The 22390-nt window shown below is 54.8% G+C and carries 21 protein-coding genes; 5 read left to right on the forward strand and 16 right to left on the reverse strand.

The features are described from left to right. Window positions 1–16: 16 nt before the first annotated feature. The 3 genes from AB3G31_RS07380 (at window position 17) to AB3G31_RS07390 (ending at window position 2161) form a co-directional block, all read left to right on the forward strand. Window positions 17–832, forward strand: a complete 816-nt coding sequence (locus AB3G31_RS07380) for a glycosyltransferase (protein ID WP_367849543.1) — start codon at window positions 17–19, stop codon at window positions 830–832. 24 nt (window positions 833–856) lie between these two features. Further along, window positions 857–1039, forward strand: a complete 183-nt coding sequence (locus AB3G31_RS07385) for a hypothetical protein (protein ID WP_367849544.1) — start codon at window positions 857–859, stop codon at window positions 1037–1039. Between the two features lie 537 nt (window positions 1040–1576). Then, the gene (locus tag AB3G31_RS07390; RefSeq protein ID WP_367849545.1) at window positions 1577–2161 is read left to right on the forward strand and encodes a PEP-CTERM sorting domain-containing protein; all 585 of its coding nucleotides are present in this window, start codon (window positions 1577–1579) and stop codon (window positions 2159–2161) included. 7 nt (window positions 2162–2168) lie between these two features. Here the strand turns inward: AB3G31_RS07390 and AB3G31_RS07395 are convergent, their stop codons facing one another. From AB3G31_RS07395 to AB3G31_RS07465, 15 genes are all read right to left on the reverse strand, one after another. Then, window positions 2169–3452 (reverse strand): polysaccharide pyruvyl transferase family protein, encoded by a 1284-nt coding sequence (locus AB3G31_RS07395; protein ID WP_367849546.1) that lies wholly within the window; start codon window positions 3450–3452, stop codon window positions 2169–2171. Between the two features lie 19 nt (window positions 3453–3471). Next, a complete protein-coding gene (locus AB3G31_RS07400; protein ID WP_367849547.1) occupies window positions 3472–4917 on the reverse strand; it encodes a lipopolysaccharide biosynthesis protein in 1446 nt (481 codons plus the stop codon). Between the two features lie 44 nt (window positions 4918–4961). Continuing rightward, on the reverse strand, window positions 4962–6182 hold the full coding sequence (locus tag AB3G31_RS07405; RefSeq protein ID WP_367849548.1) for a glycosyltransferase: 1221 nt from the start codon (window positions 6180–6182) through the stop codon (window positions 4962–4964). An 11-nt stretch (window positions 6183–6193) separates the two neighbouring features. After that, window positions 6194–7405 (reverse strand): glycosyltransferase, encoded by a 1212-nt coding sequence (locus AB3G31_RS07410; RefSeq protein ID WP_367849550.1) that lies wholly within the window; start codon window positions 7403–7405, stop codon window positions 6194–6196. Next, complete coding sequence (locus tag AB3G31_RS07415; RefSeq protein WP_367849551.1) at window positions 7402–8202, reverse strand: glycosyltransferase family 25 protein; 801 nt, start codon at window positions 8200–8202, stop codon at window positions 7402–7404. The genes AB3G31_RS07410 and AB3G31_RS07415 overlap by 4 nt, the downstream gene beginning before the upstream one ends. Window positions 8203–8207: 5 nt before the next feature. Further along, on the reverse strand, window positions 8208–9278 hold the full coding sequence (locus tag AB3G31_RS07420; RefSeq protein ID WP_367849552.1) for a glycosyltransferase family 2 protein: 1071 nt from the start codon (window positions 9276–9278) through the stop codon (window positions 8208–8210). Beyond that, window positions 9275–10594 carry a hypothetical protein gene (locus AB3G31_RS07425; RefSeq protein WP_367849553.1) on the reverse strand — a complete coding sequence of 440 codons (1320 nt, stop codon included), beginning with the start codon at window positions 10592–10594 and terminating at the stop codon, window positions 9275–9277. Before AB3G31_RS07425 ends, AB3G31_RS07420 begins: the two co-directional genes overlap by 4 nt. 9 nt (window positions 10595–10603) lie before the next feature. Next, on the reverse strand, window positions 10604–11458 hold the full coding sequence (locus AB3G31_RS07430) for a family 16 glycosylhydrolase (RefSeq protein WP_367849554.1): 855 nt from the start codon (window positions 11456–11458) through the stop codon (window positions 10604–10606). Then, window positions 11455–12627, reverse strand: coding sequence for a glycosyltransferase family 4 protein (locus AB3G31_RS07435; RefSeq protein ID WP_367849555.1), 1173 nt, complete (start codon window positions 12625–12627; stop codon window positions 11455–11457). Before AB3G31_RS07435 ends, AB3G31_RS07430 begins: the two co-directional genes overlap by 4 nt. Continuing rightward, the gene (locus AB3G31_RS07440) at window positions 12624–13673 is read right to left on the reverse strand and encodes a glycosyltransferase family 2 protein (RefSeq protein ID WP_367849556.1); all 1050 of its coding nucleotides are present in this window, start codon (window positions 13671–13673) and stop codon (window positions 12624–12626) included. The genes AB3G31_RS07435 and AB3G31_RS07440 overlap by 4 nt, the downstream gene beginning before the upstream one ends. Before the next feature lie 62 nt (window positions 13674–13735). Continuing rightward, window positions 13736–14614 carry a chain length determinant protein tyrosine kinase EpsG gene (gene epsG, locus AB3G31_RS07445; RefSeq protein ID WP_367849557.1) on the reverse strand — a complete coding sequence of 293 codons (879 nt, stop codon included), beginning with the start codon at window positions 14612–14614 and terminating at the stop codon, window positions 13736–13738. After that, complete coding sequence (epsF, locus tag AB3G31_RS07450; protein WP_367849558.1) at window positions 14611–16014, reverse strand: chain length determinant protein EpsF; 1404 nt, start codon at window positions 16012–16014, stop codon at window positions 14611–14613. The genes epsG and epsF overlap by 4 nt, the downstream gene beginning before the upstream one ends. A gap of 15 nt (window positions 16015–16029) precedes the next feature. Beyond that, window positions 16030–16782 (reverse strand): polysaccharide export protein EpsE, encoded by a 753-nt coding sequence (gene epsE / locus AB3G31_RS07455; RefSeq protein ID WP_367849559.1) that lies wholly within the window; start codon window positions 16780–16782, stop codon window positions 16030–16032. 107 nt (window positions 16783–16889) lie between these two features. Next, window positions 16890–18104, reverse strand: coding sequence for an XrtB/PEP-CTERM-associated polysaccharide biosynthesis outer membrane protein EpsL (gene epsL / locus AB3G31_RS07460; RefSeq protein WP_367849560.1), 1215 nt, complete (start codon window positions 18102–18104; stop codon window positions 16890–16892). Window positions 18105–18145: 41 nt separating this feature from the next. After that, window positions 18146–19627, reverse strand: coding sequence for an undecaprenyl-phosphate glucose phosphotransferase (locus AB3G31_RS07465; RefSeq protein ID WP_367849561.1), 1482 nt, complete (start codon window positions 19625–19627; stop codon window positions 18146–18148). A gap of 637 nt (window positions 19628–20264) precedes the next feature. On the opposite strand from AB3G31_RS07465, the gene AB3G31_RS07470 reads away from it, so the two are divergent. Further along, window positions 20265–20912 carry a DUF47 domain-containing protein gene (locus AB3G31_RS07470; RefSeq protein WP_367849562.1) on the forward strand — a complete coding sequence of 216 codons (648 nt, stop codon included), beginning with the start codon at window positions 20265–20267 and terminating at the stop codon, window positions 20910–20912. A gap of 13 nt (window positions 20913–20925) precedes the next feature. Continuing rightward, entirely contained in the window at window positions 20926–21936 is a 1011-nt protein-coding gene (locus AB3G31_RS07475) for an anion permease (protein ID WP_367849563.1), read from the forward strand. A gap of 1 nt (window position 21937) precedes the next feature. Here AB3G31_RS07475 and AB3G31_RS07480 read toward each other — a convergent pair whose 3' ends face one another. Next, window positions 21938–22384: an NINE protein gene (locus AB3G31_RS07480; RefSeq protein WP_367849564.1), complete on the reverse strand. Its 447-nt coding sequence runs from the start codon at window positions 22382–22384 to the stop codon at window positions 21938–21940. Window positions 22385–22390 lie beyond the last annotated feature (6 nt).

Raw genomic sequence — 22390 nt, forward strand, 5'->3', positions numbered from 1 at the left:
CGTCGAGGGCAACCCCTTGACCACCACCGAATGGCAGGGCATCAAGGTGATGGACCTGAAAATAGCGCAGCAGGGCCTGTTGGGTCGGCCCCGCTTTGATCTGACCTCGGGCTACGTTACCCAGCAAGTGGCCCAGCATGTGGATCTGGCGGGGTACGACCTGCTGGTGAATCGCTACGTTAAACCCGCCCTGAAGCTGGCCTTGCCGCCCGGTGTGCCCTTGCTGGTGGACTTTGATGACGCAGTTTACGAGCCGCCATGGCGCGCCCTGAGCGGCCTGAAAAGCTGGGTGGGTGTGGGCTTACGCTTGCTGAATGACCGCGTCATTGTGCGCATCCGCCTGAAGGCCACGGCCTGGCGCCAAGCCCACTACTTTTATTGCCGCGATGCCGAGCGCAATGTGTTTGCGGGCCTGCCAGGTTCGGTGCTGCCTAACCTGCCGCCCCCGGCCTATCGCGCTGGCCCGCCCGACTTTGTGCCCCCTAAGGCCCCCGCGCTCATGTTTGTGGGCCTGCTGGACTACATGCCCAACCACGATGCGGTGGACTGGTTTCTCCAGGCCATCTGGCCGCTGGTGTTGCGGCAGGTGCCGCAGGCCCGGTTCCTAATTGTGGGCAGCGGTGAAGAAAGCCGCCTGGCCCGCTGGCGCAGTGCGCCCCAGGTCGAAACACTGGGCTTTGTGGACTCGCTGGCCGACGCCTACGCCCAGGCTACCGCCTGCGTGGTGCCCATGCGCTCGGGTGCGGGCACCAACATCAAGGCGCTGGAGCCTTACCTCTATGGCCGCATGGTGATTGCGACCCCTTTGGTGGTCGAGGGCCACCGCCCCTAGTTCACAGAGGGCAGCGATGTACTGGTGGCCAGTGACGCACAAGGCCTGGCACAGCACTGTATCGACATGTTGCGCGCCCCCCAGCAGGCCAGCGACATCGCACGCCGTGGTTACACGCGCATTACCACCATACTCACGGAAGAACGCTTTCAGTCGGTAGTGGATGCCGCCGTCACAACGCTATGGCGCAAAGACCGTAACGCTTGATGCCCTGAACCTGCGCACAAGGGAGGGAGGGCTGGGTCAGCCCCCCCCTGGCGCACAATCACTCGCTATATAAAAAGTAGCTGCTCACGCCCTAACCGCAAGCACGGAGGCCTTATTTTCTATATAAGTGCATCCTGAGGATTTCAGGAGATTGCCTGCGGGGAGCCAAGCGCACGGCTTGGGGCAGAAAGCCCGTTCCAGTGGCACCAGATGCTCATTTTTCAATCACCTTAGCATGCTTACATTTGCTATCTAAAAAGTAGCTTTTCACGCTTATTGAATAAGCGCTGGAGGCATATCTCTAACATAATTTCATTCAGTGGATGGCGGACGACAGACAATGCCGCACTGCTTGCCCCCGACGCCGTATGAAGGCTGAATGGCCGGTCACACAGGGCCGTACTTCGCATAGTCACAGCGCATCGGCGCGGCACGGCGCGCCACCGTGCCAAAGCCTGCGCTGCCTTCGCCTTATCTCCCTTACACCTGGAGCAAAGCATGTTGAAACATCTACGTGGTTTTTTGGTCGCGGCTTGTATGGCGGTCAACGCCCATGCGGCCCCTGTTTTGCACATCGACGCTGGCCAGCTCATGGGGGCCATGGGCGTGGCGGTCAACGGCGTGCAATACAACGTGCAGTTCCAGGACGGGACCTGCGCATCGCTGTTCAGCGGGTGCGATGCCTACGCAGACTTTCCGTTCCAAACCCGACACGATGCAGTGGCCGCCAGCCAAGCCCTGCTGGCCGGGGTGTTCATCGATACGGCACAGGGCCAGTTTGCCTCCAACCCTGCCCTGACCAACGGCTGCGGCGATGCCCAGTTCTGCCAGGTGTTTACGCCGTATCCGTTCACGCCAGAGGGCTTTCTATCGTTTGCCATAGCGCTGAATTTTGATGCAGCGTCGCAAATGCCAGATGCGATTGAGGTCCTAGTGACCAACCGGCCCTTTGGCGATACCACCGATATCACAGGTTACACCTATGCGGTGTGGTCGTTGGTGTCTGCTTCGGAGGTACCGGAGCCTTCTACGGTGTGGCTGGTGGGGGCCATGCTGTTATTGGCTGCCGGACGTAGGGCGGGGAAAAATATATGGATTGATATTAAATCGCCGCTGAACTGAGGTGGTATTAATTTCCTAGTAATTTATCAACATTCTTTTTTGATAATATTTTTACGGTGGGCAAGTTACGTATGACTATTTGAGTCAATGGTTTTATTTGATTCAAAAAATTCTCAATTAATTCTTGAAGATTTTTTGCCTCTAATGCTTCCGATGCAGGGAGTAAAAACTCCTTTGGGTAATCAAAATGCTGAAGAAGACCTTGAAATTTATCTTGGTATGTGATTGCAGCTATGGGTTTTTGCATGCCCAGCGTGGCAATTGCTAAGTGCATGCGACCTGACACAACGCCATCCGTGGTGCCTGCGATCGCCTTGAGCTCTGCAGCAGAGAAACGATCTGTTGGGTATAGTAACTTTACACCTAATTCTCCGCTTAAATTGTCCGCGATAGGCTTAAGGCATTTGTCATCATTGTCCCGAGTCCGGTAGTCATGGGAAATTAACAAAAAAGACACCGCCTGCGCTTTTGATACCGATGCAATTGCGGTGATGGCGCTCTGAATAAGATTCCGTGCATCTTGTTCGGTTGGATTTCGGATAAGTGTCGGGTGAAGGTTAAATCCCAAAACAATATCCCCTGCAGCGCGACGTTGATCCGCCCAATCCGCAATCTCTTTTACTTTGGGTGTCGTTACGTCGGGGGTAAGTAAAAATGCAGCATCGGCAACTAAATCTATAGTTGCAGTGCTAAATACTTTGAACCGTTTGAGTGAAATTGGATCACGAGCATTGAGTGATACGGCAGATGAAATGGAAGAAAAAACTCTTTTTAGCAATGGGCTAGGATTTGCATTGAAACTGTAGCCAGTAAACGCGACTCGTGTTCCTCGATTTGCAACTAAGTTTGCCAATAACAACAAGCGAGCGGTTGTTCTGGGGCTATAGTAGCCATCCATTACGTCTGCACCTAATACAAACATTGCATCTGGTGAAAATTCTTTAATTAATGATATGGCTTCAGTTAATTTGCAATTCCAAGCTGAAATGGCTTCGAAACCAAGTTTATGAGCCCTGGTTCTAGCTTCAGGTGTAGCAACGATTATTGCGATTTTTAAATTATTATTTGCATGGCGCAGGTTCTCGACCATGCCTTGAATCATCGCTTCATCCCCTTTTGATCCATCGAGACTCCATGGGTCGCAAGGCAAAATCAATAGTTTTTTTAAATCGTTGGAAAACTTTATATTTTTTGATTTTATTATAAGAGAATTATGCTCGTTGAGCATTGATCTCACATTGTTCCATTCGCGGAGATTTTGATATGTGCGATGAAAGATTTTTTTAAGCATGTTTTATATTGTTGAAATTTTATTGTTTCCGGATCTTGTCCAGAATATTTTTTAACGCCAATGGTTTGAGTGTATTGGATATTAATACGTATGATATAAGGCCTACGCTTGTTAAAATAGTTGATTTTATTATCATATTTATTGATATGTTATCCATCAAATTAGATGTTAATAGTACCAATGCCATCATGCAGAAACTTGATGCAAAGAAGGGCCAAATTTCTGATGATAATTTTCTTAAGGAAATGCCGACAATGCGACGTGCAAGGTAGAAATTTATTGGTGTTATTAGTAGTTGACAAAATGTAAACGCAATCAAAATACTGGTAAGTCCAGAATTTCTAGTAAACCAAAATCCTATTAAAGTGAAAAACAACTTCGCTGCAACCAGTAGCATTCCTATTTTCGGAAAACCCATTGAATTATAGAGGGTCACGTTGTAAAATTGAATTACTTGAATTACACCAAGTGTTGACATAAATCGCATTACTTCAGCACTTCCGGCCCATTTTCCCCCAAATAAAGTAACTGCAAATTCTGGAGCTGCCGCCCCGACTAGGCAAAATATGGGAACTGCAAGGGTCGCTGTCAGTGTTACGCTTTTATAATATGCGTTAATCAATGCGGTGCGATCGTGAGCGATTCTTGAAAATCCATTGTGTGCCACATCGAGAATGGCAGAACTCAAAGTTTGCATAAGAGCCTGATGCACCCGCGATCCGACTGTATAGATCGCCAAACCAACGGGGCCCACACTTGCAGCTAAAAATATTTCTACATATCGTGTGTTTGCAAACTCTAGAATATTAGAGAGTAACTTATGGCCACCATAAGTCATTAAAGATTTGGTTCCATTGAAATCTAATCCTTTCGTAAGGTGCCATTGTGGTTTTCTATATAATAAAAGGGTCATGACAATCACAAAAATCAAGCTTTGTGCTACCAAACTCCAAACCCCAAAACCATTTAATGCCATAACTAACGAGATGATGCCGGCCATCAATGTTGAAAATAATGAAACTTGCGCGAGAAATTTATATTTAAATTCTCGTTTGCACATTGCAACTTGGCCAAATGTTGTCGCTGTGATTGGGATGCCGATAGAGGATACTCTAAGTATGTCAATCAGTTCCGGTAATTTTAACCAAGCTGCGATTAAGGGGGATGCAAACCAAAGTGTAACTACCATTACGATAGAAAGACCTACGTTTAGCCAAAAAACACAATTGAGTTGTTTGGATGATATTTCGCTTGTTTGTACGACGGCCTCGGTGAGTCCTTGCTCACTTAGCATCCCAATGAAAGCCAAAACAACCGTTGCTGCTGCGTATAGACCTAGTTGGGTTGGCGTCAATAAACGCGCCATAAAAATAAAAAGAAAAAGACCGCTTAACCGCATGCTCCAATGTTGAATGGCAGACCAAAGTACTCCATTTTTGACTTTGGAGTGCAAAGAAGATTTCATGTGATAGACCTATTTTTAATATTTGGCATTGTAATAATTTCTTATTATTTTAAAATATCCAAAATATTGGTTGAACAAGGTAGTGGAGAAATAGCGGCTATTTTTGGTTTTTCCTTCAACGCAATAAACAATGCCCCGAGTTGCTCTATGTTCCAGTCCACTGCCGCGGTACGCGCTCCCGCAGCCAGAAGTTGTCGCGCTTGCACATCATCTATCAAAGAAACTATTTGTTGAGCGAAATGGGCTGGGTCATCGTCGTTCACCACGGTGAAGGCCGAGCCGCAGAGTTTCTCTACCCCCCTGGCACCGGACCGGGTGGTGACAATGGGCATGGCGGCTGCCATGGCATCCAGCAACTTGATGTTGAGGCCGGTGCCTGCGGTCATTGGGTTGATTGCTACCATGGCCGAAGCAAAAGCATCTTGTAGCTTTGGCACAAAGCCTAGTTTGACGACACCCGGAGTTGCGTCTATCTGGCCAGAAATAGATCCCGCCAGCAGTAGTTCAAAGCCCGGCTTTGCTTCGCGTACAAGGGGCAGTACCTGCTCGATGAAGTAGCGCGCACCAGCTACGTTCAGGGGGTTACTGGAGCCAACAAATACAGCCGCCTCGCGCGTGGACGGTGGCGGTGGCGCAGCCAAATCAACCAGGTGGCCCACTTGCAGAACGTGAGTGTCTGTACCGCTTAAACGGCCTGTAAATTTCTGTGCTTCACTGGCTTGAATGGCCAATACAAAGTCAGCGCGCCGGAACCCCAGTTCTTCTGCGGCCATGGTCGTTGAAAACCACTGGGGTTTAAGCCCGGCTTCCAGATAGTGGCGATGCCGCAGGCCGAAACAATCATGCGTGTCCAAGACTTTCAAACACGGTGCTTCAAAGGCTTCAAAAGCTTTCGACATGAAGACATATTCGACCAACACGGCATCAAAGCGGTGCTTGGCTTGCAGCTGGCTTAATTTTGCGCTGGTACGCGGGTCGTACCAATCATCCAGTCCCAGGGTGTAGGCCGCATCTATCTTGGCCATTCGGCCCAGCTTGCGCGCAATTCTGGCAAGCAGACTGCCCAGACCCGAGCGTGGTGCCCACTGCAGTAGGTGCAATCGATCTGCCCCAAACCGGTTGGCCATGGCGGGTAGATCGTAGGACTCTAGGGGAACGTAGGCGAAGTGCAGTTCGTGCTCAGCCTGCATCAAGGTTTGCGCCACGCTGACGATGCGCGCGCGATTGCCTGCGTCGGACGGGTCCGTCGGTACAGGGGAGACCATGAGTATTTTCATCAGCGGGCGATCAATGCGTCCAGTTCGCGCTTGAGTGAAGCTGTTTTCCCTTGAAAAGAAAATTGTTTGCTCACATGCGCACGACCCGCCGCACCCCGTTGGGCTGCAAGCGCCGGGTTTTGCAGAATTTGCACAATCGCTGCTGCAAAGGTACTTGCGTGGGTTGCGATTGCTATGTGCTCGCCGTCCACCACGTTAAGCCCTTCTGCACCTACGGTGGTGGCTACTACAGGGCAGCCACGGGCCAGGGCTTCGATAACCTTGATCTTGATGCCGCCCCCAAACCGGTAGGGTCCGAGCGACACGGCGGCATTGTCGAAATATGCGTCTATGTCGTCGACAAACCCCACCATATTTACACCTCGTGCCTTTAGCTCTGCGGTAGGAGTTGGGCATTCCGGGCCGGCAACACGCAGCTCTGCGTTGGGCACCGCTGCACGGACCAGCGGCCAGATGTCATTCAACAACCACTGCAGGCCATCAACGTTAGGCGGATGGTGAAAGTTGCCCACCATGGCCACATAGCTGCCATGCCCACGTTCCACGTGGTCTGGCACCTCGGTGGCTACCGGGCTTAGCACGCAGGGTGTATCTGGAATGAACGCACGTAGCACGCCAGCATCGGTGTCGCTGAGCGCCAGCAACAAGTCTGCTTTGGGATAGTGGCGCATTTCGTAGCGTGTCCAACTGAACCAGTTGCTCACCTTGGCAAGTCGTCGCATAAAACCAGAGGTCTTTTGCCACTGCCGGTGCATAGAGACCATGCAGACATCTTGCACGTCCATTACGGCAGGTATTCCCTCTGCAGCAGGTAAATACTGTGCCACCTGCGGAAACTGAAAAAGTGCTACCACCGCGTTAGTCTTTTGAATCACAGTCTGGATCGCATTTGCTAGGTCTGGTGACCACATGCGTTGAGCCGCTACTGGTGCGCCGCCCAGTATTTGGCGAGCGCGTGCTTTCCATAAAGGCTGCGGTGGCGCAAGAGGTACGGTTGTGACGCTAGCGCAAAATTCCCCCAAGGCGATTTTGCCGGCTTCTACGTCGTTCGACGTAATGTCAAACGAGATCCAGTGGATGTCATAGTGGGCAGACAAGCTCTTCAGCATGCGGAAGCACAACACGCCACCACCAATGCCACAACGAAGGTGGTAGACCCAAGGTGCTACGACGACGATGGGCGGTTTGGATGCAGTACTGATTGGATTCATTTAGATTTCTCGTTGAGTCGGCGACGCAGTTGGCGGACTTGGGCACTTTCGAAACCATGGGTTAGCCATGCACTGCTCAATCGCCGTTTTATCTTCGGAAGAAGACTTCGGAGGGCATCTGCGGCACTGCGTGCGTCTGCATTGAAGCGACTTTCCCCAATAGAGGAGGGTTGGTAGCGTTCGTATGCAGGGAACGGGAATATTGCAAGGTTCATCACACCGTGCTCCCAAGTTCTGTCCATATAGACATCTACGGCCGCGGTAATATTTTGGCCATTTTCCCGAAACTTGCGCGCACCTTCACGGGTTACTACATACGCTTGCGTGCCAAGCGGGTAACCTGTGAATTGAATTAAATGTCTGTATTTGTCAAAAAATGGAGATATAACAAACTTCCAAGGCGATGGCATTTTCGCAAATAATCGCAGGTAATCAATGCCTTTGGACTTTAGGTTGATTTTGCAAAACTCGGACAAAAATATCCAATCCATTACTACATCATCCTCAATTACGACCATCTGGTCATAATCTGTGTTATTTTCAAGCCAAGTCCACAGCTGATAATGACTTGAATAGCAACCGAGTTCTCCCTTTTGAAGGGGGCGGTTATTTACAATCTTTACCTGCTGGTTGTCATAAGCAAGTTCTGGTCCAATTCCGTTGCAGGCGTCATAAAAGTCCCAAGCCATTCCAGCTTCTTTAGCTGTTTCGGCGAAAGCTTCGCGTCGTGTTTGGGCTGATGAAAGGCTGATAACCCAGACCTTCGTCCGTGGCGATACATTGGGCGCTTCAGTCATATTTGTCATTTAATGATTCCGAATTTAAGCAAGGTGCTTCGCAGAAACTGAGGCCTCGCCGCCGGAACGAATCGCCAGAGAATAAGTTTCATGCCCGCGGCTTGGGGCAACAATGCAATCAAGGTTGTCCATACCGCGATAGTTGTCCGGCCTTTTACGGATATGCCTTGCGGCTTAGACATTGCACGCATCACGTCTCGCCATACGGCACCTACGTTGTCCTTAGGGATCGGGTGGGTTTGGTGTGCAATCCGCAGCGACGCTAGTCGGTAGGGCAGGTAGTGCAGACTGTTGTTGATGGCGTCGTCTTGAATCTCGATGCCGGCTCGTTTGGCTAAATGCAGGGTGTAGGTTTGCCGTTGGCGGGCGCGCACCACGTGCAGGTGGAACTGTTTGGCATCTAACTTCGAGGCGGCTCCGTCGTTGCGACCATGGACACGGTAGCAGCCCAGTGCGGTGGGTATGGTGACAACGTCGCCCAAAAATGGCGCAGCCGCGATGCAGATGGAGTCGCCGGGGCGGCCACAGGCTTCATCCAGCGGAAAAATCTTGTCCAGATAGGCGGGTGCGTAGGCATTGCCAGAGCCTGGTGGCGTGGGGTAGGTGGTCGTTAAGGTGGCCCAGTGGCGGATGTCTTCCGGTGTGGGGGTACCCTGGAACTGCGGAATGGTATTGCCCAGCGGTTGCGCAGCCCCGTCTACCGTGCGTAGCCGAAACTGCACCTTGCTGATGCCGGCGCGCCACACAGCAGCAATTTCGCGCATCACTTCGCGGTCCAGCAAGTCGTCAGAATCCAGAAAAATGACCACATCGCCATCGGCAAGTTTGTAACCTGCGTTGTAGGCCTCAAACTGCCCGGCGTTGGCTTGCAAGATGGCGGTAATGCGACCGGCATACCGAGCTATGAGGTCGCGCGAACCGTCAGTGGAGCCGTCGTCCACCACAATCACCTGGATGTGGGGCCAGTCGATGGCCAAGGCGCTGTCGATGGCCTGGCCCAGAAATTCGGCGTAGTTGAAGTTGGGAATGATTACCGACAGCCGCAATGGGCGCTGTAGGTCGGCTGTAGCTGTCATGCAAGTTTTTCTTTCGCCATAGTGCGGCTTGGGCTTTGTAATGGTGGGCTGGGCCATAAGGCGAGCACGAGGTACACGAAACACACGGTTTCTGGAATGAGCAGGTAGCCGCCCATGACGAGCCAATTGGCAAACAGTACTGCCCGCAACTGAAATGGCGCTGGAAAGGCCGACAGTTTGTATCCCACCAGGCCAAGCATCAGGATGAATCCCAATAGTCCGTACTCAAACAACAGCTTGGCCCAGGTGGGGTCGTGCGCTTCAAATGCAGCGGCCGTTCGGAGAAATAGGCCAGGGCCATTGCCTACCCAAAGCGACCAGTTTTTGGTGCTGATAAACGCATCTACGACTTGCATGGGAGCGACGTAACGTGCGTAAGCGCTGCTTCCTGGGGCAGTGAACTCCCCGGTACGACCAAAGGTGAAGGCAAGATTGAGCGGGTCGCCCGTCAAGGAGTTCGCGGTCAGTATGACGGCTGCTGCAATACCTATGCGCAGTAACAATCTTGCCCGCAGGGGCAGTAGTAAGCCAATAGCCAGCGCCAACAGCCCAGTACCGGAGTAAGACAATATCAGCGCTAACCCAAAACAGAACATGCGCTTGACGCGTTTGAATATGGCCAGCTCCATCACGAGCCCAAATGCCATCATGTAAGAAAAATTGGATGGCTCACGGAAGAATATGCCGTTGGCTTTGAAGAACGAACCCACCGGAATAGTGCTGTTGTAGATACCTTGGGCGCGAATGCCTTCGGGTATGAGCACCGAGATGTCAAAAAGCCAGGGTGCCCGTATTACAAACTGCGCATAAAACTGGATGATGCCTGCTGCTGCGCCTACCAGTAGGGTGTTGCTGAGTACGCGCATGGTCCACAGCCAATGCCCTCGGTTGTTGGGGTGTGCCGATATGCTGAAGACGAAGGGTAGATAGATCACCATGAGTAAGAACATCGAGCCCATCGTGCCGGGCGTACCGTTCTGCATAAAGGCATTGAGCCAATAGCTGGCGATCGCTACTGTGCATATGCCGATGTAGACCAGTAGCGCAGGTAGATCAATGGCTAGCCACCCACTCATCAGCAGCACCGCCAACAAACCATAGGTCAGCGGCAAGCTGGGGCCGAGCGAGAGGGAATCGACGGCAATGCCTAGCCGGTCGGTCATCACCAAGCTGACGATCAGGGCCACCAGGGCGTAGCGGATTGCCGGGCGCGGGCGAATGGATTCGCCCATGGCATCCGCTTTGGGCACGGCTACATAGTTCGTATGCGAATGGGGGGGCAATTGCGTGGAAGCAAATTCCAGCTTTTCAGCCATGGGCCGCCGTCACTTTTGCCATACCCGTATGTAGTCGATCTGCATCCGCGCGGGGAAGTCGGCTATGTCCTGGGGGGCGCCCGGCCAGTCGCCACCTACGGCCAGGTTGACCAGGATGTGGGCGGAGCCTGCATCGACTCCGCTTTTGTGCTGCCAATAGAAGGGGCGATCGGCCACCAGCTTTTCGTCTACGTAGTGGCGTACACGCCCTGGCTCCCACAGTACGGCAAATGTGTGGAAGTCATCGGCGTAGTCGAAGCCCGGGCGGTAGCTTCCCCAACGGTCGAGCCGCGACATGGTGGACGGAAAGTATTTGCCATCACCGCTGTGCAGCATGTGAAAGCTATTTTTGGTGGTGTCGCGGCCGTTGTTGACGATCTCCATGATGTCGATCTCGGGCGGCCAGGTTTGGTCTTGTGGGTTCAGCCAGAAGGCGGGCCACATGCCGCGCCCAGAAGGTACTTTTACCCGGCTTTCGATGTAGCCGTATTGCCCGATCCATTTGGAGCGCAGCATGCCGCTTTCGATTTGGCCGTTTTTCAGCTCGCGGGGTACGCGCGCCACCAGGGCAAAGCCGTTGTTGCTGAATTCGTGGTTGTCGTTGTCGCGGTAGCGCTGCCACTCGTTGTTCAATTTGTCGAGCGTGCCGCCGTTGTAGACGTAGCGGGTAAAGAATTCGGCGCGCAATTCTTCCAGGTTCTGGATGGTGCGGCCAAAGGTCCAGTCTTTGATGAGGCGGTAGTTTTGGTCTGCAATGGGAGCCGGTAGGTCTGGGTCGGCGGCCATGGCCAGGGTGGGGCCTGCCAGTGTGGCGATGAGCAGTACCCAACGGTACAAGAATCTATACAAGGGTGTCAGGGTCATGGTGAGCTCCGGATGTGCGCAGAAGCGCTTTGCACGGGTATCAATGATTCGTACAAATGGCGGGTTGTCTTGCCAATTTCCGTCCATTCGTCGCCTGCACTGATGGCTTTGGCCACCGGCCGTTGCGTTACGGCATGCCCGATGGCTTGGGCTAGAGCGGCAGTGTCACCCGGTGTGAGCAACACGCCATGTTGGCCCTTTTCGACTTCGGCGGCAAAGATGCCGACCCGGCTGGCTATGACCCATTTGCCCAGGGATTTGGTCAGAAACCACACGCCGCTGGCGTCAATTTGTCGGTAGGGAAACAGCAGGCAGTCTGCTTCGGCGAACAGGGCTGCCATTTCTTCTTCGGATTGGCGCTGGGGCCGCAGGTCAATGGTGTCGCCCAGGCCAAGCTCTGTGATGCGTGCCTGCAGGGGTGCGATGTCCATGCGGGGCCTGCCCGCAATGACCACGCGCGTTTGGCGCAAAACATCTGGCGCCAGCATGTGGAGTGCTTCGATGGCCAGGTCTACGCCCTTGTAGGGTTTGATCTCGCCAAATAGTAAGAAGCTGTAGCGCTTGTCTGCACGCTCGGTAGGTACGGGCAGGGGTACTTGCAGGCGCAATGCGCCGTGCGGAATGGTAACGATGCGCTCGGCGCTTACCCCGCGGCTGATAAGGGTGCTGCGGCCGCTTTCGGTGTGCACGATGACCCGGTGCGCCAGGCGCATGGGTACATCGAAGCCAAAGTTCTGTATGAACGAAAGGCGCTCGCCGTTGAAGGGCACCGTGTCGTGCACGGTAAGCACCAGCGGGCACCAGCGCCGTATCAGCAGCATGGCCAGCACGTCAAGCGGTGGCAGTACGGTCCACTGGAAGTGCACCACATCGGGCTTGCGGGTGCGAATTTTCCACAGCAAAGTGGTGAGCCCGGCCAGATGGGCGATGCCTTTGGCCACCGATTTGAGCTTGCCAGGCAGCCAGTTGGCTTCGTCGGTGCGGCGGTAGAAGAAGGGGTCGGTCCGCTCGATAGGGAGCTCTTGCCGGTCGCCTTTGCGGGTGGGGCGGGTGGCCCACATGGGTTGGGTTCCCGCGGCCAGCAGGCCTTCGGTCAGCCCCGCGTTATAGGGAGCAGTAAAGAGCGAAGGGTCTACCAGCAGGACACTCAGAGGGGAAGGCTGTGTCATAGGGCAGTGGCCCTGGCGGTGGTGTCGGCATGCAGCAGCGACTGGGGGCTGGGCTGCCAGGCTGTTTCGCGGATAAAGGCCATGCCGGAAAAGAAGCCCAGCGCCCAGCTGGTGTGCATGGTGGCAGCAGCAATGCCTGCCAGCAAACCGCAAGGCGAGCGGTGCTTCCAGGCCACTGAAACGGATGTCAGTGCAAGAGCGGAGACGTAGCACAGCGGCCACAGCAGCAGCAGTGGCAGCCAGGCCCCGAGCACGATGGCCAGCGCCGACAGCACCAGGTTCGCGGGCACGGCCAGCTGGCGGGCCCGCATGGAGCCGGGGTGGCGCCGCACGGTGCGGGAGCGGCCACGCCCGTATGCAAAATATTGTTTGGCCAGGCTGGCTAGCGTTGCGCGCGGCTGGTAGGCCAGGCGGATGTCTGCGTCCAGGTAGACCTTGCTGCCGAGTCGGCGCTGGCGACAGTCGAGTTCGGCATCTTCGTTGTGGGTGAAGGTTTCGTCGTAACCGTTGGCACGCTGAAAAGAAGCCATACGGAACGCGGCATGGTGGCCGTGGTCTACAAAACCACTCAGGCGCCCACCCCGGTGCGCCGACCCGCCGGTGCCGGCCCAGGTATTGGATGTCCAAGCCACTGCTTTTTGCAGGCAGGTGGAGCCGCTGGAGTCCATGGGCACCACGACCGCATCGGCCTGGGTGCGGTGCAGCGTGTCGATAAGCCGGGCCAGAAAATGCTGCGGGTAGTGGGCATGCGCGTCGCACCGCACCAGCACATCGGTATTTTGACCAAACTGTGCTGCGGCCAGATTTACCGCTGCGCTCTGGATGCGCCGGGGGTTGTGCAGGTAGTGCAGCCGGGGGTCTGCCTGTGCCAGGCGCTGCACCAGCGCCACGGTGCCGTCGGTGCTGCCGCCATCGGCCACGACAAAGGTCACTTGCACGCCGGGAGGCGTGTCTTGGCTTAGCGAATGCAGAACGCCTTCGATCGTGCGAGCCTCGTTCAGCGTCGGAATGACCACGAGGACGGTGCGGGTGGCATCAAAGCTCATGGTGTTTGGCGCATTCGAAAGGGGCGCCGCTAGGCGAGATCATGGACAGCAATGGCATGTGTTTAGTCGTCATTCAGGATGCTTCCCACCAGCGCAACCCCGCTGTCTTGCAGGCGCCTTGCGAGCAGGGCGGCATCGGACATGCGGCTGAGGTTCTTGCGGGTAACCATGACGGCGGCACCCGCGCGCGAAGCGATGATTTCTGCATCGGCAAAGTCGGTGCCTGCAGGTGTGTCGACGATGATCACGTCGAATTCTTTGGCCGCTATGTGCAACAACGCGCCAAATGCGGTGCGGCCCAGCAGCTCTTGTGGGTTGGGGGGTACTGCGCCTGCAGGCAATACAAACAGGCTTTTCAGGCCCGGAACAGGAAGCACTGCCTCCAGGCCCGCCCGGTCGGCCAAGATGCCTGACAAGCCCGCACTCTTGCCTAATGCGAAAAGTTCGTGCTGGCGGGCTTTGCGCAGGTCTGCATCGATCAGCAGGGTGCGCTCGCCTTGTTGGGCAAACACAATCGCCAGGTTGGCCGCAATGAAGCTGCGGCCTTCGCCCGGGCCAGGGCTGACCAGGGCAATCACCTTGGTGGCGGTTTCGTTGTTGAACCAGCGCAGCATGAGCTGGCTACGTACGGCGCGCAGATTCTCGCCAACGCGGCTGAATGGCTTGTAGGCGGCCACCAGTTCGGGGCTGCGGCTGGTGTCTTTTTCAGAGAGGTAGGCGTAGTCGAATTGTCTGGAGAGTGCAAAGTCGATGTCTTCGCGGGTCAGCAACTGCAGTGCCAATGCGGCGTCACCGAAGTTGGATTTATCTTGTTGTTGGCGCTGCAGGATGCGTTCGGCATTTTCTGCGGTTAACCGACCGCTGGAGACCAGAATGTCGCCGATGGAGCGCCCGGCACTGGCCAGAACGGGTGATTTGATAAGGCTTTCTGGGGCGTTCATGGGCGTGCTCCATTGGAGGTCAATGCGGCAAGCTTGGCAGGGCCAGAGCGCTTGATCATGGTGCTGGCAGACGCAATAGTGCCCAGAACGGGCAGGTTCAGCGCCTCAACCAGATCGTAGGTTGAACGCACGCGCCGGTTGAGCATTTCCAACGCCACGGCAATCCCCACACCCAGCAAGCTGCCCACAAAGATGGCCAAGACCACATTGAGTGCCGAGCGGGGCTTGGACGCGCGCGTAGGGGGCAGGGCGGCGTTCAATACCGAGATATTGGTTTGGCCGTTTTGGCTTTCCACATTGGTTTGGGATGCCCGCTGGCTCAGGGTTTCGTAGGCGCGCTGGGCAGTTTCAATATCGTGGCGCAGCACGTTGAGCTCGTCACGTTGTTTGTTGAGTACCAGCACGCGCGCCTTTTGGGTAGCCAATGCGCTTTGCAGTTGCTGTTCGCGCTGTTTGCTCACCTGGTAGGTGGTATCGATGGAGCTGGTGATCTTGCGTGTCTCGGCATCTAGCTGTTTGCGCAGCATGGCCAGCTCGGCTTCGGTACGTTGGGTTTGGGGGTGGTTTTTGCCAAGGATGACGTTGCTGTCTTGCAGCTTTGCGTCGAGCCGGGCGATGTCGGCTTTCAAGCCGTTGATCAGCGGGCTTTGCATGACTTCTGCCACAGTGTCGGCTTTGGTGTTTTTGCGCTTGCTTTCACTGTCGGTGGTCTGGCCCTGAATGACGGTCAGCTGGCTGGAGGTATCGTTGAGCTTGGCGGTTTCAAAGTCGAGCCGCTCGTCGGCCGACACGATGCCATTTTTTTGCTGGTAGGTGCTGAGGGCCTTTTGGGCGGTTTCAAGTCGTTCGCGTGTCTGCTTGGTCTGTTCGTCGAAAAATGCGGCGTACTGGCGTGCTGGGGCCAGTTTCAGGTCAACGTTGACGTCTGAGTAGGCCTGGGCAAACGCGTTGGCGGCGGTGGCGGCAAAGTCTGGATCTGCACCGGTATAGCTGATATTGATGACATTGCTGTCGCGTGCAGGTTTGGCGTTGAGGTTGATTTGCAGCAGATTGGTGAGCCACAGGTCGAACTCGCCCTTGCCTTCTGTGTCTTCCATCCACTGGCGGCGGATCCAGGTGCCTTCGCCTTTGGGCAGTAGCTTGGCCACCCGCTGTGCGACGCGTTGGCTGTTGATGATGTCAATTTGGGTGGCCATGTAGCCAGGGGCAATCATCCCGGAGAGCATTTGGCCGCTGACCGGGTCGGGTGACTTCACATCCAGCACTACGGCGGCATTGGCGGTGTACTGTTTAGGCAACCACAGCGTGACCGCCACAGCAGCGGCAGTCGTCACCAGCAAGGTGATGAGCGCAACCTTGTAGCGTGCTCGAAGTATCAGAAAAAATTGTTGCGGTGTCATGGTGTGCTTGGCGATTTAGAAAAGGCTTTCACGAACATAGATCACATCGTTAGGCTGTAGCGGGTCGGTCAGTGCAGGGGTGCTTTGCTGCACGACACCAGCGGCGTCTTTGCGGTACAGGCGCAGCCTGGTTTCACTGCCGCGGGTGGTGGGGCCGCCGCCAGTGGCCAGGGCCTGCATGACGGTCATGCCCCGCTCAATACGGTAGGGGCCATTCTTTTGGGCCTCACCGTAGATAAAGAACACGGGGGCTTTGTGGACGTACAGCCGGTCGCCGCTGGCAATGGTCTCATCGTCCTCGGGTTTACCCTCAAGAAACAGCGATGGTACGTCAATTACTTTCCGGAAGGGTTTTCCGTCGCGCATGCCGGTCAGAATGGCTTTGTCGTCGCCCACGGCGGTAGTACCACCGGCCATTGCGAGCAGGTCGCTGACACGGATGTTGGTGGTTTCCAGGGGGAACCGCCCTGGGCGGTTTACCTGCCCCAACACCGAGGCCTGGCTGCCCCGCGTTTGCACCAGAACGATATTGACTTGTGGCTGCTGCAAAAAGCCGCCCGTTTTCAAGGCGGTTGCAATTTTCTTTTCGGCGGCGCCAATGGTAAGGCCGCTGAGTTCCACGGAGCCGATCAGCGGGTAGCTGATGGTGCCGTCTTCGGATACACGGGCATCGACCGTGAGGTCGGGGTTCTGGAACACCAGCACCCGGATGGTGTCCCCCGCGCTTAACCGAAAGTCGGCTTTGTCTTGCGCGTGTGCAGGCAACATGTGCAGGGCGGCACATGCCCACAAAACCATTAAGAAATGCCGAAGCGTGCGCAGTAGGTTCATCATTGTGTGTCCATAACGACCATATGGGCCGGTCATACGTTGTGTCAAAAGGTCAGTTGGGCGCTCACGCTGGCACCCGTGCTTTTAAAGTCAGAATCCGCCACGTTCGACGAGCGTTTTTGGCTTTGCAGCCCCAAGCTGAGCAATATGGATTGCCTTGGGCTCCAATCCAGCGCCAACTGGCTTGAACGCGTGGTGTCTTGCCTATTGGCAGGCAAGCTGCTTCCTGGCAAGGCTCCGCGGTAGTCCTGGGTCAGGTAGTCGTAGTTGAACCGTAGGCTGGTATGTGCGGTGGCGTGCCATACCGGCGACAGTGAAAACCGGTTGCCTGCGATGTAGCTGCTGCTGTCGGTTTGGTATGCGCTCAAAGTGCGGGCTATTCCGGCGGTCAGGTCTATTTTGGAGGTGACGTCCCAGAGTAGGCTGATGGCACCTGTGGGACCGCTGTAGTCGCGTTGCTCCAGGCCTGGATGGCTGCGTTTTGAATGCGCCAAGCGCGCGGTCAATGCTGTTTTACCCGTCAAGGTCCAGGCTGCGCGCAATTCGTGCTCGGTTTCGTCAAAGTTGTTGGGAATGGCCGATATGAGGTTTTGTGCTCGGTTGTAGTAGTCGCCGTTGCCTTGTCGCATGCGGTAGCTGACGGAATTTCCCGATGGAAAGACATACCGTAAGCCCAGGGACGCACTGCGTATGCTGGAGTCGCCTTCTTGGGATACCGACAATTCGTTGGTGCTGCGCTTTTGGTCCACGCCACCGATCAGATGGACAGCGGCTCCCAGATCGGCATCTGCGTCTAGGCGAAAGTCGGAGTCGGTGCGGACGTTGCGCTCTCTGACATTGACGAACTGGACCGTATTGTTTAGCACCTGTTTGCGGTCGGCGCTGAGCACGCCCCGTATCCTGGGCGTAAATCCCCAATTCCAGGCCGCTGCATAGTTCAAGGCATCGAAATTCAGATAGTCAAAGTTTCTGTACCGAGAATCCACAACACTCGTGTTCAGTTGAAATCTTTGCAGCGAATAGCTTTTGTCCAGCGAAAGACCCACCGATGTGATGTCAATCGTGTCAGATTTGGTGCTGGTTCCCGTTGCGGCTTGTGGCGACAAGTTTGACGAGGTTCGGAAGACATTGCTGTCTGTTTGCAACATGTAGCGCGCAGACATGTTGAGCGTATCTTCGGCATCTGCCATCGCAGCTGACATTCCAAAAAAGGAAAGTGTCGACGCCGCTGTTACTTTGAATAATATTTGAAATTTCATATATTCATCTAAATATTTTCGCGATGCAGATCGGGCGGAATTCAAAATGCTTTGCTGTCATTAAATATGACGCGGACAGTTTTAAAGATAATATACAAATCCAATCGCAATGACCAGTTGCGAAGGTAGTCGAGGTCGAATTCAATGCGATGGCGCATGTGCACAAGATCATCGCCGCCGCGGTACCCATTTACCTGGGCCCAGCCCGTAATACCTGGTTTTACTTTGTGGCGAACCATATAGCCTGAAATCAATTTTCGGTATTGTTCGTTGACGGCAATGGCATGTGGCCTAGGGCCCACCACGCTCATGGAGCCTTGCAATACGTTCAGAAATTGGGGTAGCTCGTCCAGAGATGTTTTGCGTAAAAATGCGCCCAAGCGTGTAACCCGTGCGTCATTGCGTGTTACCTGGGTGTAGCTTTTATTGCCGTCTTCTGTAACCGACATGGAGCGGAATTTATAAACCACAATCTCTTTGCCATCTAGCCCATAACGGCGTTGTTTAAAGATGGCTGGGCCCGGCGACCCCAACTTGATGGCAATCGCAATGGCCAATAGTAGCGGTGACACCAAGGTCAGTATCAGCAACGAAATGGCAATGTCGCTCAGTCTTTTGGCTGCACCGCTGCTTCCGCGGAATGGGGTTTCGCACACGGCGATAACGGGCATGCCGCATACGCTGCCGGAGCGCCCTTGGATCAGGTCGGTAACGAACATGTCGGGCACAAAATAGATGGAGGCCGTGGTGTCCTTCAGGTCATCCAGCACTTGCAATATTCTGGGCTGCGAGGCCATAGGGAGTGACAGGTAAATTTCCTGTACGCCATGCTCTTTGGCAAACTGTGGAAGTTCTCGCAATTTATCAATCAGCGAAAAATTGGCCGATGCATTGAGTCGGCTGGGCTCTCGGTCGTCAAAAAATCCAAGGAGTTTGATCCGCGAGAAAGGGGTGTCGCGAATACGCCGGGCCAATGCAATGCCTTGGTTGTTCATTCCCACAATAACGGCGCGTCGGGGTGGGCCTTGCAAACTAACAATGAGCGGGGCAGTCACCCGCAAAAGCCGGTGTGCGGCAATTTGTGTGAGTGGCGCGATCCATAGCCAGGCAACGATGGCATCATTTGAAAAACCACTGATATAGCGCGTAACAATACCTGTGATTAATAGTAAGGCTGCAATCGCGATCCAATTTAGTGTGGTTTGGATGACAAGTTTTTGCAAAGATGACTGCAGGTGTGTGGTTCCTGGAAAAGTCATCGCAAAAACGATAACCGAGAGAATGAGATAAGTTGGTGGTACTGTTCTCTCAAAGAAGAATGCGACTCCCCATAAAGACAGCACCAACATGCCGGGGTCGATAATTGATTCTATGAGACTCAGCAGGTTGTCCTTGCCCAAGGCTCCGGCGCCATTTTGGCTAACGGTTGTTGGGTCTTCACTCAGGAGTGTTGGGCTATCCATCAAAATTACTGTCCTTGGGGCTGGGGCCGGCTTCAGTTGTGTATCGAGCGCATGTTTCATAACAATAAAACATGCACACAAGAATCATGCCAGTCGCTGTTTTGCTTGATTTCGCCGCATAATTTATGGGCAACTGCTATTGAGGGTGAAGGCCTTTATAGGGCCGAAAATTACTAATTAAGATGATGATTTCAAAAGTGCATCAATAATAATTTGCGTAGCTGATAGATTTGTAAATTTGTAATATTTTAATTCAAATGTATATTGAATTATCTTTGGTGCTAGATTTCTCTAACGGACCATAACAGAAAATACTTAAGATTTTTAGGGGTGGCGGTTTAATGCGGAGTTCTTGGTGGGTGAACATTCCGCAATGTGTACTGACCGCAGCGGCATCTGGGGGCGATCCATGGGCATCGCAATTCCACTTTTACCCGATGGAGATGACGGTCCTAAATATACCCGCTCTGACAAGTCCCATGCGGCTTGGTGTTGGCGACGGTTGCATGCAGGCGTAGTGCTTGACCAGCTGCCGTTTTCCTAACGGTGCGTTGGAGGTGGTTTCACTTGGCTGCATAAGGGTTTGCGTACCCCGCTGGAGTGCCTGGATTTTGCCTCGCATGTCGCGGTTAAACTCCGCGCAGTCATCTATCCGTCACATTTCTGACGCAATCCCCCCCCCCATTAGGAGTTCGCCATGCTGTTTGGCAAGTTGTTGCCGCGTGAAGGCAATTTTTTCGAAATGTTCAACCAGCACGCGGACCGCATTGTGGAGGCGGCCCGGGCTTTTTCGCAGTTGGTGGCGAACTACAACGACCCGTACCTGCGCGAGCAGTACAACCGCGATGTCGACAATGCGGAAAGCGCAGCCGACCGTGTGACGCGTGAGGTGAACCAGCTGCTGCACAAGACCTTCATCACACCCTTGGACCGCGAGCAGATCCACACCTTGATCAACACCATGGACGACGTGGCCGACCTGATCCAGGATTCGGCCGAGACCATGGCGTTGTACGACGTGCGGCATATGACGGAGGAGATCACCCGCCTGACCGACCTGAGCGTGAAATGCTGTGAGCGCCTGAAAGATGCGGTGTACATGCTGGGCAAGATTGGCGATCCTGCAACCGCCGAGGCGGCTTTGAAGACCTGCGAAGAAATCGACCGCCTGGAGTCGGATGCAGACCGGGTGATGCGCTCGGCCATGAGCAAGCTGTTCCGCGAAGAGCCGGATGTGCGCGAGGTCATCAAGCTCAAAGCGATCTACGAACTGTTGGAAACCATTACCGACAAATGCGAAGACGTGGCCAATGTGATCGAGGGCATCGTCCTCGAAAACTCCTGAGCCGGGGCATTCCATGGCAACGGTACAGGTAAGTTTGTGGGTGGTGGTGGTTCTGGTGGTGTTGGCGCTGCTGTTCGATTTCATGAACGGGTTCCACGATGCGGCGAATTCCATCGCCACGGTGGTGTCCACTGGGGTGCTCAAGCCCGCACAGGCCGTGGTGTTTGCGGCGTGCTTCAATTTTGTGGCGATTTTCATCTTTCACCTGAGCGTGGCTGCCACGGTGGGCAAGGGAATTGCCGATCCGGGGGTGATCGACGTCCATGTGGTGTTTGGCGCCCTGATCGGGGCGATTTTCTGGAATTTCGTAACCTGGTATTACGGCATTCCGAGTAGTTCGTCGCATGCGCTGATTGGCGGCATTGTGGGCGCGGTAATGGCCAAGGCGGGGTCCAGCGCGTTGGTGTCCAGCGGCATTCTCAAGACCGTGGCGTTCATCTTTATTTCCCCCTTGCTGGGCTTCTTGCTCGGTTCGCTGATGATGGTGGCGGTGGCGTGGGTTTGTCGGCGTGCCACGCCGTCCAAGGTGGACCGCTGGTTCCGGCGTCTTCAGCTGGTGTCGGCCGGGGCCTACAGTCTGGGGCACGGCGGCAACGATGCGCAAAAAACCATCGGCATTATCTGGATGCTGCTGATTGCCACCGGCTATTCGGCATCGACCGATACCTCACCGCCTACCTGGGCGATTGTGAGTTGCTACACCGCGATTGCGGCAGGCACCATGTTTGGCGGCTGGCGGATTGTGAAGACCATGGGGCAAAAGATCACCAAGCTCAAGCCTGTGGGTGGCTTCTGCGCCGAAACGGGCGGTGCGTTGACGCTGTTCCTGGCCACCGCCATGGGTGTGCCGGTATCTACCACCCACACCATCACCGGCGCGATTGTGGGTGTGGGCTCGACCCAGCGGGCCAGTGCCGTGCGCTGGGGCGTTGCCGGTACGATTGTGTGGGCCTGGATTTTTACCATTCCCGCCAGCGCATTTGTGGCAGCTGTTGCCTATTGGCTCAGCCTGCAGATCTTTTAATTCACTGGCCCAGCTTCGGCCCTAGTTCGATCTGGTATTCGAAGTAGCGCTGGAAGCTGAACGCCAGGCTGGCCATCAAGGTGCCGGTGCCTACCAACAGGGCGCACACCAGCGCGCCTACGGTGATCCAATTGGTTTGACCGGGCAGGGCATCTGCGGCGTTGCGGGGGTTGAATTTGGCATTCCATTTTTCTGGCGCCATCAGGCCGTAGACGATAGCGGTCAGGGCACTGGCGGCCATGCTGAAGCCCAGCATCGGAATCAGCACCCAGCTCCAGTGGTCGTCCAGCCCCGCCACCTGCACCCGCTGTATGCCGTACAGCCCCAGTGCCGTAGGGATCCAGTACAGCCAGCCCCATAGGTCGCCCGGCCCGTGCAGGTAGAAACGGTGCAGGCCGATCGGGCCGCCTACAAATGCCAGCCAAGCGGCCAAAGTTTTGTTTTTCATGGGGCC

This window comes from Rhodoferax sp. WC2427 (genome assembly GCF_040822085.1).
Taxonomy (GTDB): domain Bacteria; phylum Pseudomonadota; class Gammaproteobacteria; order Burkholderiales; family Burkholderiaceae_C; genus Rhodoferax_B.

What these genes read in the sequence shown, in the direction of transcription:
- AB3G31_RS07405 (WP_367849548.1), bottom strand. Translation starts at nt 6,182, where the DNA reads ATGGTCTCCCCTGTACCGACGGACCCGTCCGACGCAGGCAATCGCGCG.
- epsG (WP_367849557.1), bottom strand. Translation starts at nt 14,614, where the DNA reads ATGAACGCCCCAGAAAGCCTTATCAAATCACCCGTTCTGGCCAGTGCC.
- AB3G31_RS07400 (WP_367849547.1), bottom strand. Translation starts at nt 4,917, where the DNA reads ATGAAATCTTCTTTGCACTCCAAAGTCAAAAATGGAGTACTTTGGTCT.
- AB3G31_RS07470 (WP_367849562.1), top strand. Translation starts at nt 20,265, where the DNA reads ATGCTGTTTGGCAAGTTGTTGCCGCGTGAAGGCAATTTTTTCGAAATG.
- AB3G31_RS07415 (WP_367849551.1), bottom strand. Translation starts at nt 8,202, where the DNA reads ATGACTGAAGCGCCCAATGTATCGCCACGGACGAAGGTCTGGGTTATC.
- AB3G31_RS07480 (WP_367849564.1), bottom strand. Translation starts at nt 22,384, where the DNA reads ATGAAAAACAAAACTTTGGCCGCTTGGCTGGCATTTGTAGGCGGCCCG.
- AB3G31_RS07430 (WP_367849554.1), bottom strand. Translation starts at nt 11,458, where the DNA reads ATGACCCTGACACCCTTGTATAGATTCTTGTACCGTTGGGTACTGCTC.
- AB3G31_RS07435 (WP_367849555.1), bottom strand. Translation starts at nt 12,627, where the DNA reads ATGACACAGCCTTCCCCTCTGAGTGTCCTGCTGGTAGACCCTTCGCTC.
- AB3G31_RS07420 (WP_367849552.1), bottom strand. Translation starts at nt 9,278, where the DNA reads ATGACAGCTACAGCCGACCTACAGCGCCCATTGCGGCTGTCGGTAATC.
- AB3G31_RS07475 (WP_367849563.1), top strand. Translation starts at nt 20,926, where the DNA reads ATGGCAACGGTACAGGTAAGTTTGTGGGTGGTGGTGGTTCTGGTGGTG.
- AB3G31_RS07395 (WP_367849546.1), bottom strand. Translation starts at nt 3,452, where the DNA reads ATGCTTAAAAAAATCTTTCATCGCACATATCAAAATCTCCGCGAATGG.
- AB3G31_RS07390 (WP_367849545.1), top strand. Translation starts at nt 1,577, where the DNA reads ATGGCGGTCAACGCCCATGCGGCCCCTGTTTTGCACATCGACGCTGGC.
- AB3G31_RS07410 (WP_367849550.1), bottom strand. Translation starts at nt 7,405, where the DNA reads ATGAATCCAATCAGTACTGCATCCAAACCGCCCATCGTCGTCGTAGCA.
- epsL (WP_367849560.1), bottom strand. Translation starts at nt 18,104, where the DNA reads ATGAAATTTCAAATATTATTCAAAGTAACAGCGGCGTCGACACTTTCC.
- AB3G31_RS07440 (WP_367849556.1), bottom strand. Translation starts at nt 13,673, where the DNA reads ATGAGCTTTGATGCCACCCGCACCGTCCTCGTGGTCATTCCGACGCTG.
- AB3G31_RS07465 (WP_367849561.1), bottom strand. Translation starts at nt 19,627, where the DNA reads ATGAAACATGCGCTCGATACACAACTGAAGCCGGCCCCAGCCCCAAGG.
- epsE (WP_367849559.1), bottom strand. Translation starts at nt 16,782, where the DNA reads ATGTTGCCTGCACACGCGCAAGACAAAGCCGACTTTCGGTTAAGCGCG.
- epsF (WP_367849558.1), bottom strand. Translation starts at nt 16,014, where the DNA reads ATGACACCGCAACAATTTTTTCTGATACTTCGAGCACGCTACAAGGTT.
- AB3G31_RS07425 (WP_367849553.1), bottom strand. Translation starts at nt 10,594, where the DNA reads ATGGCTGAAAAGCTGGAATTTGCTTCCACGCAATTGCCCCCCCATTCG.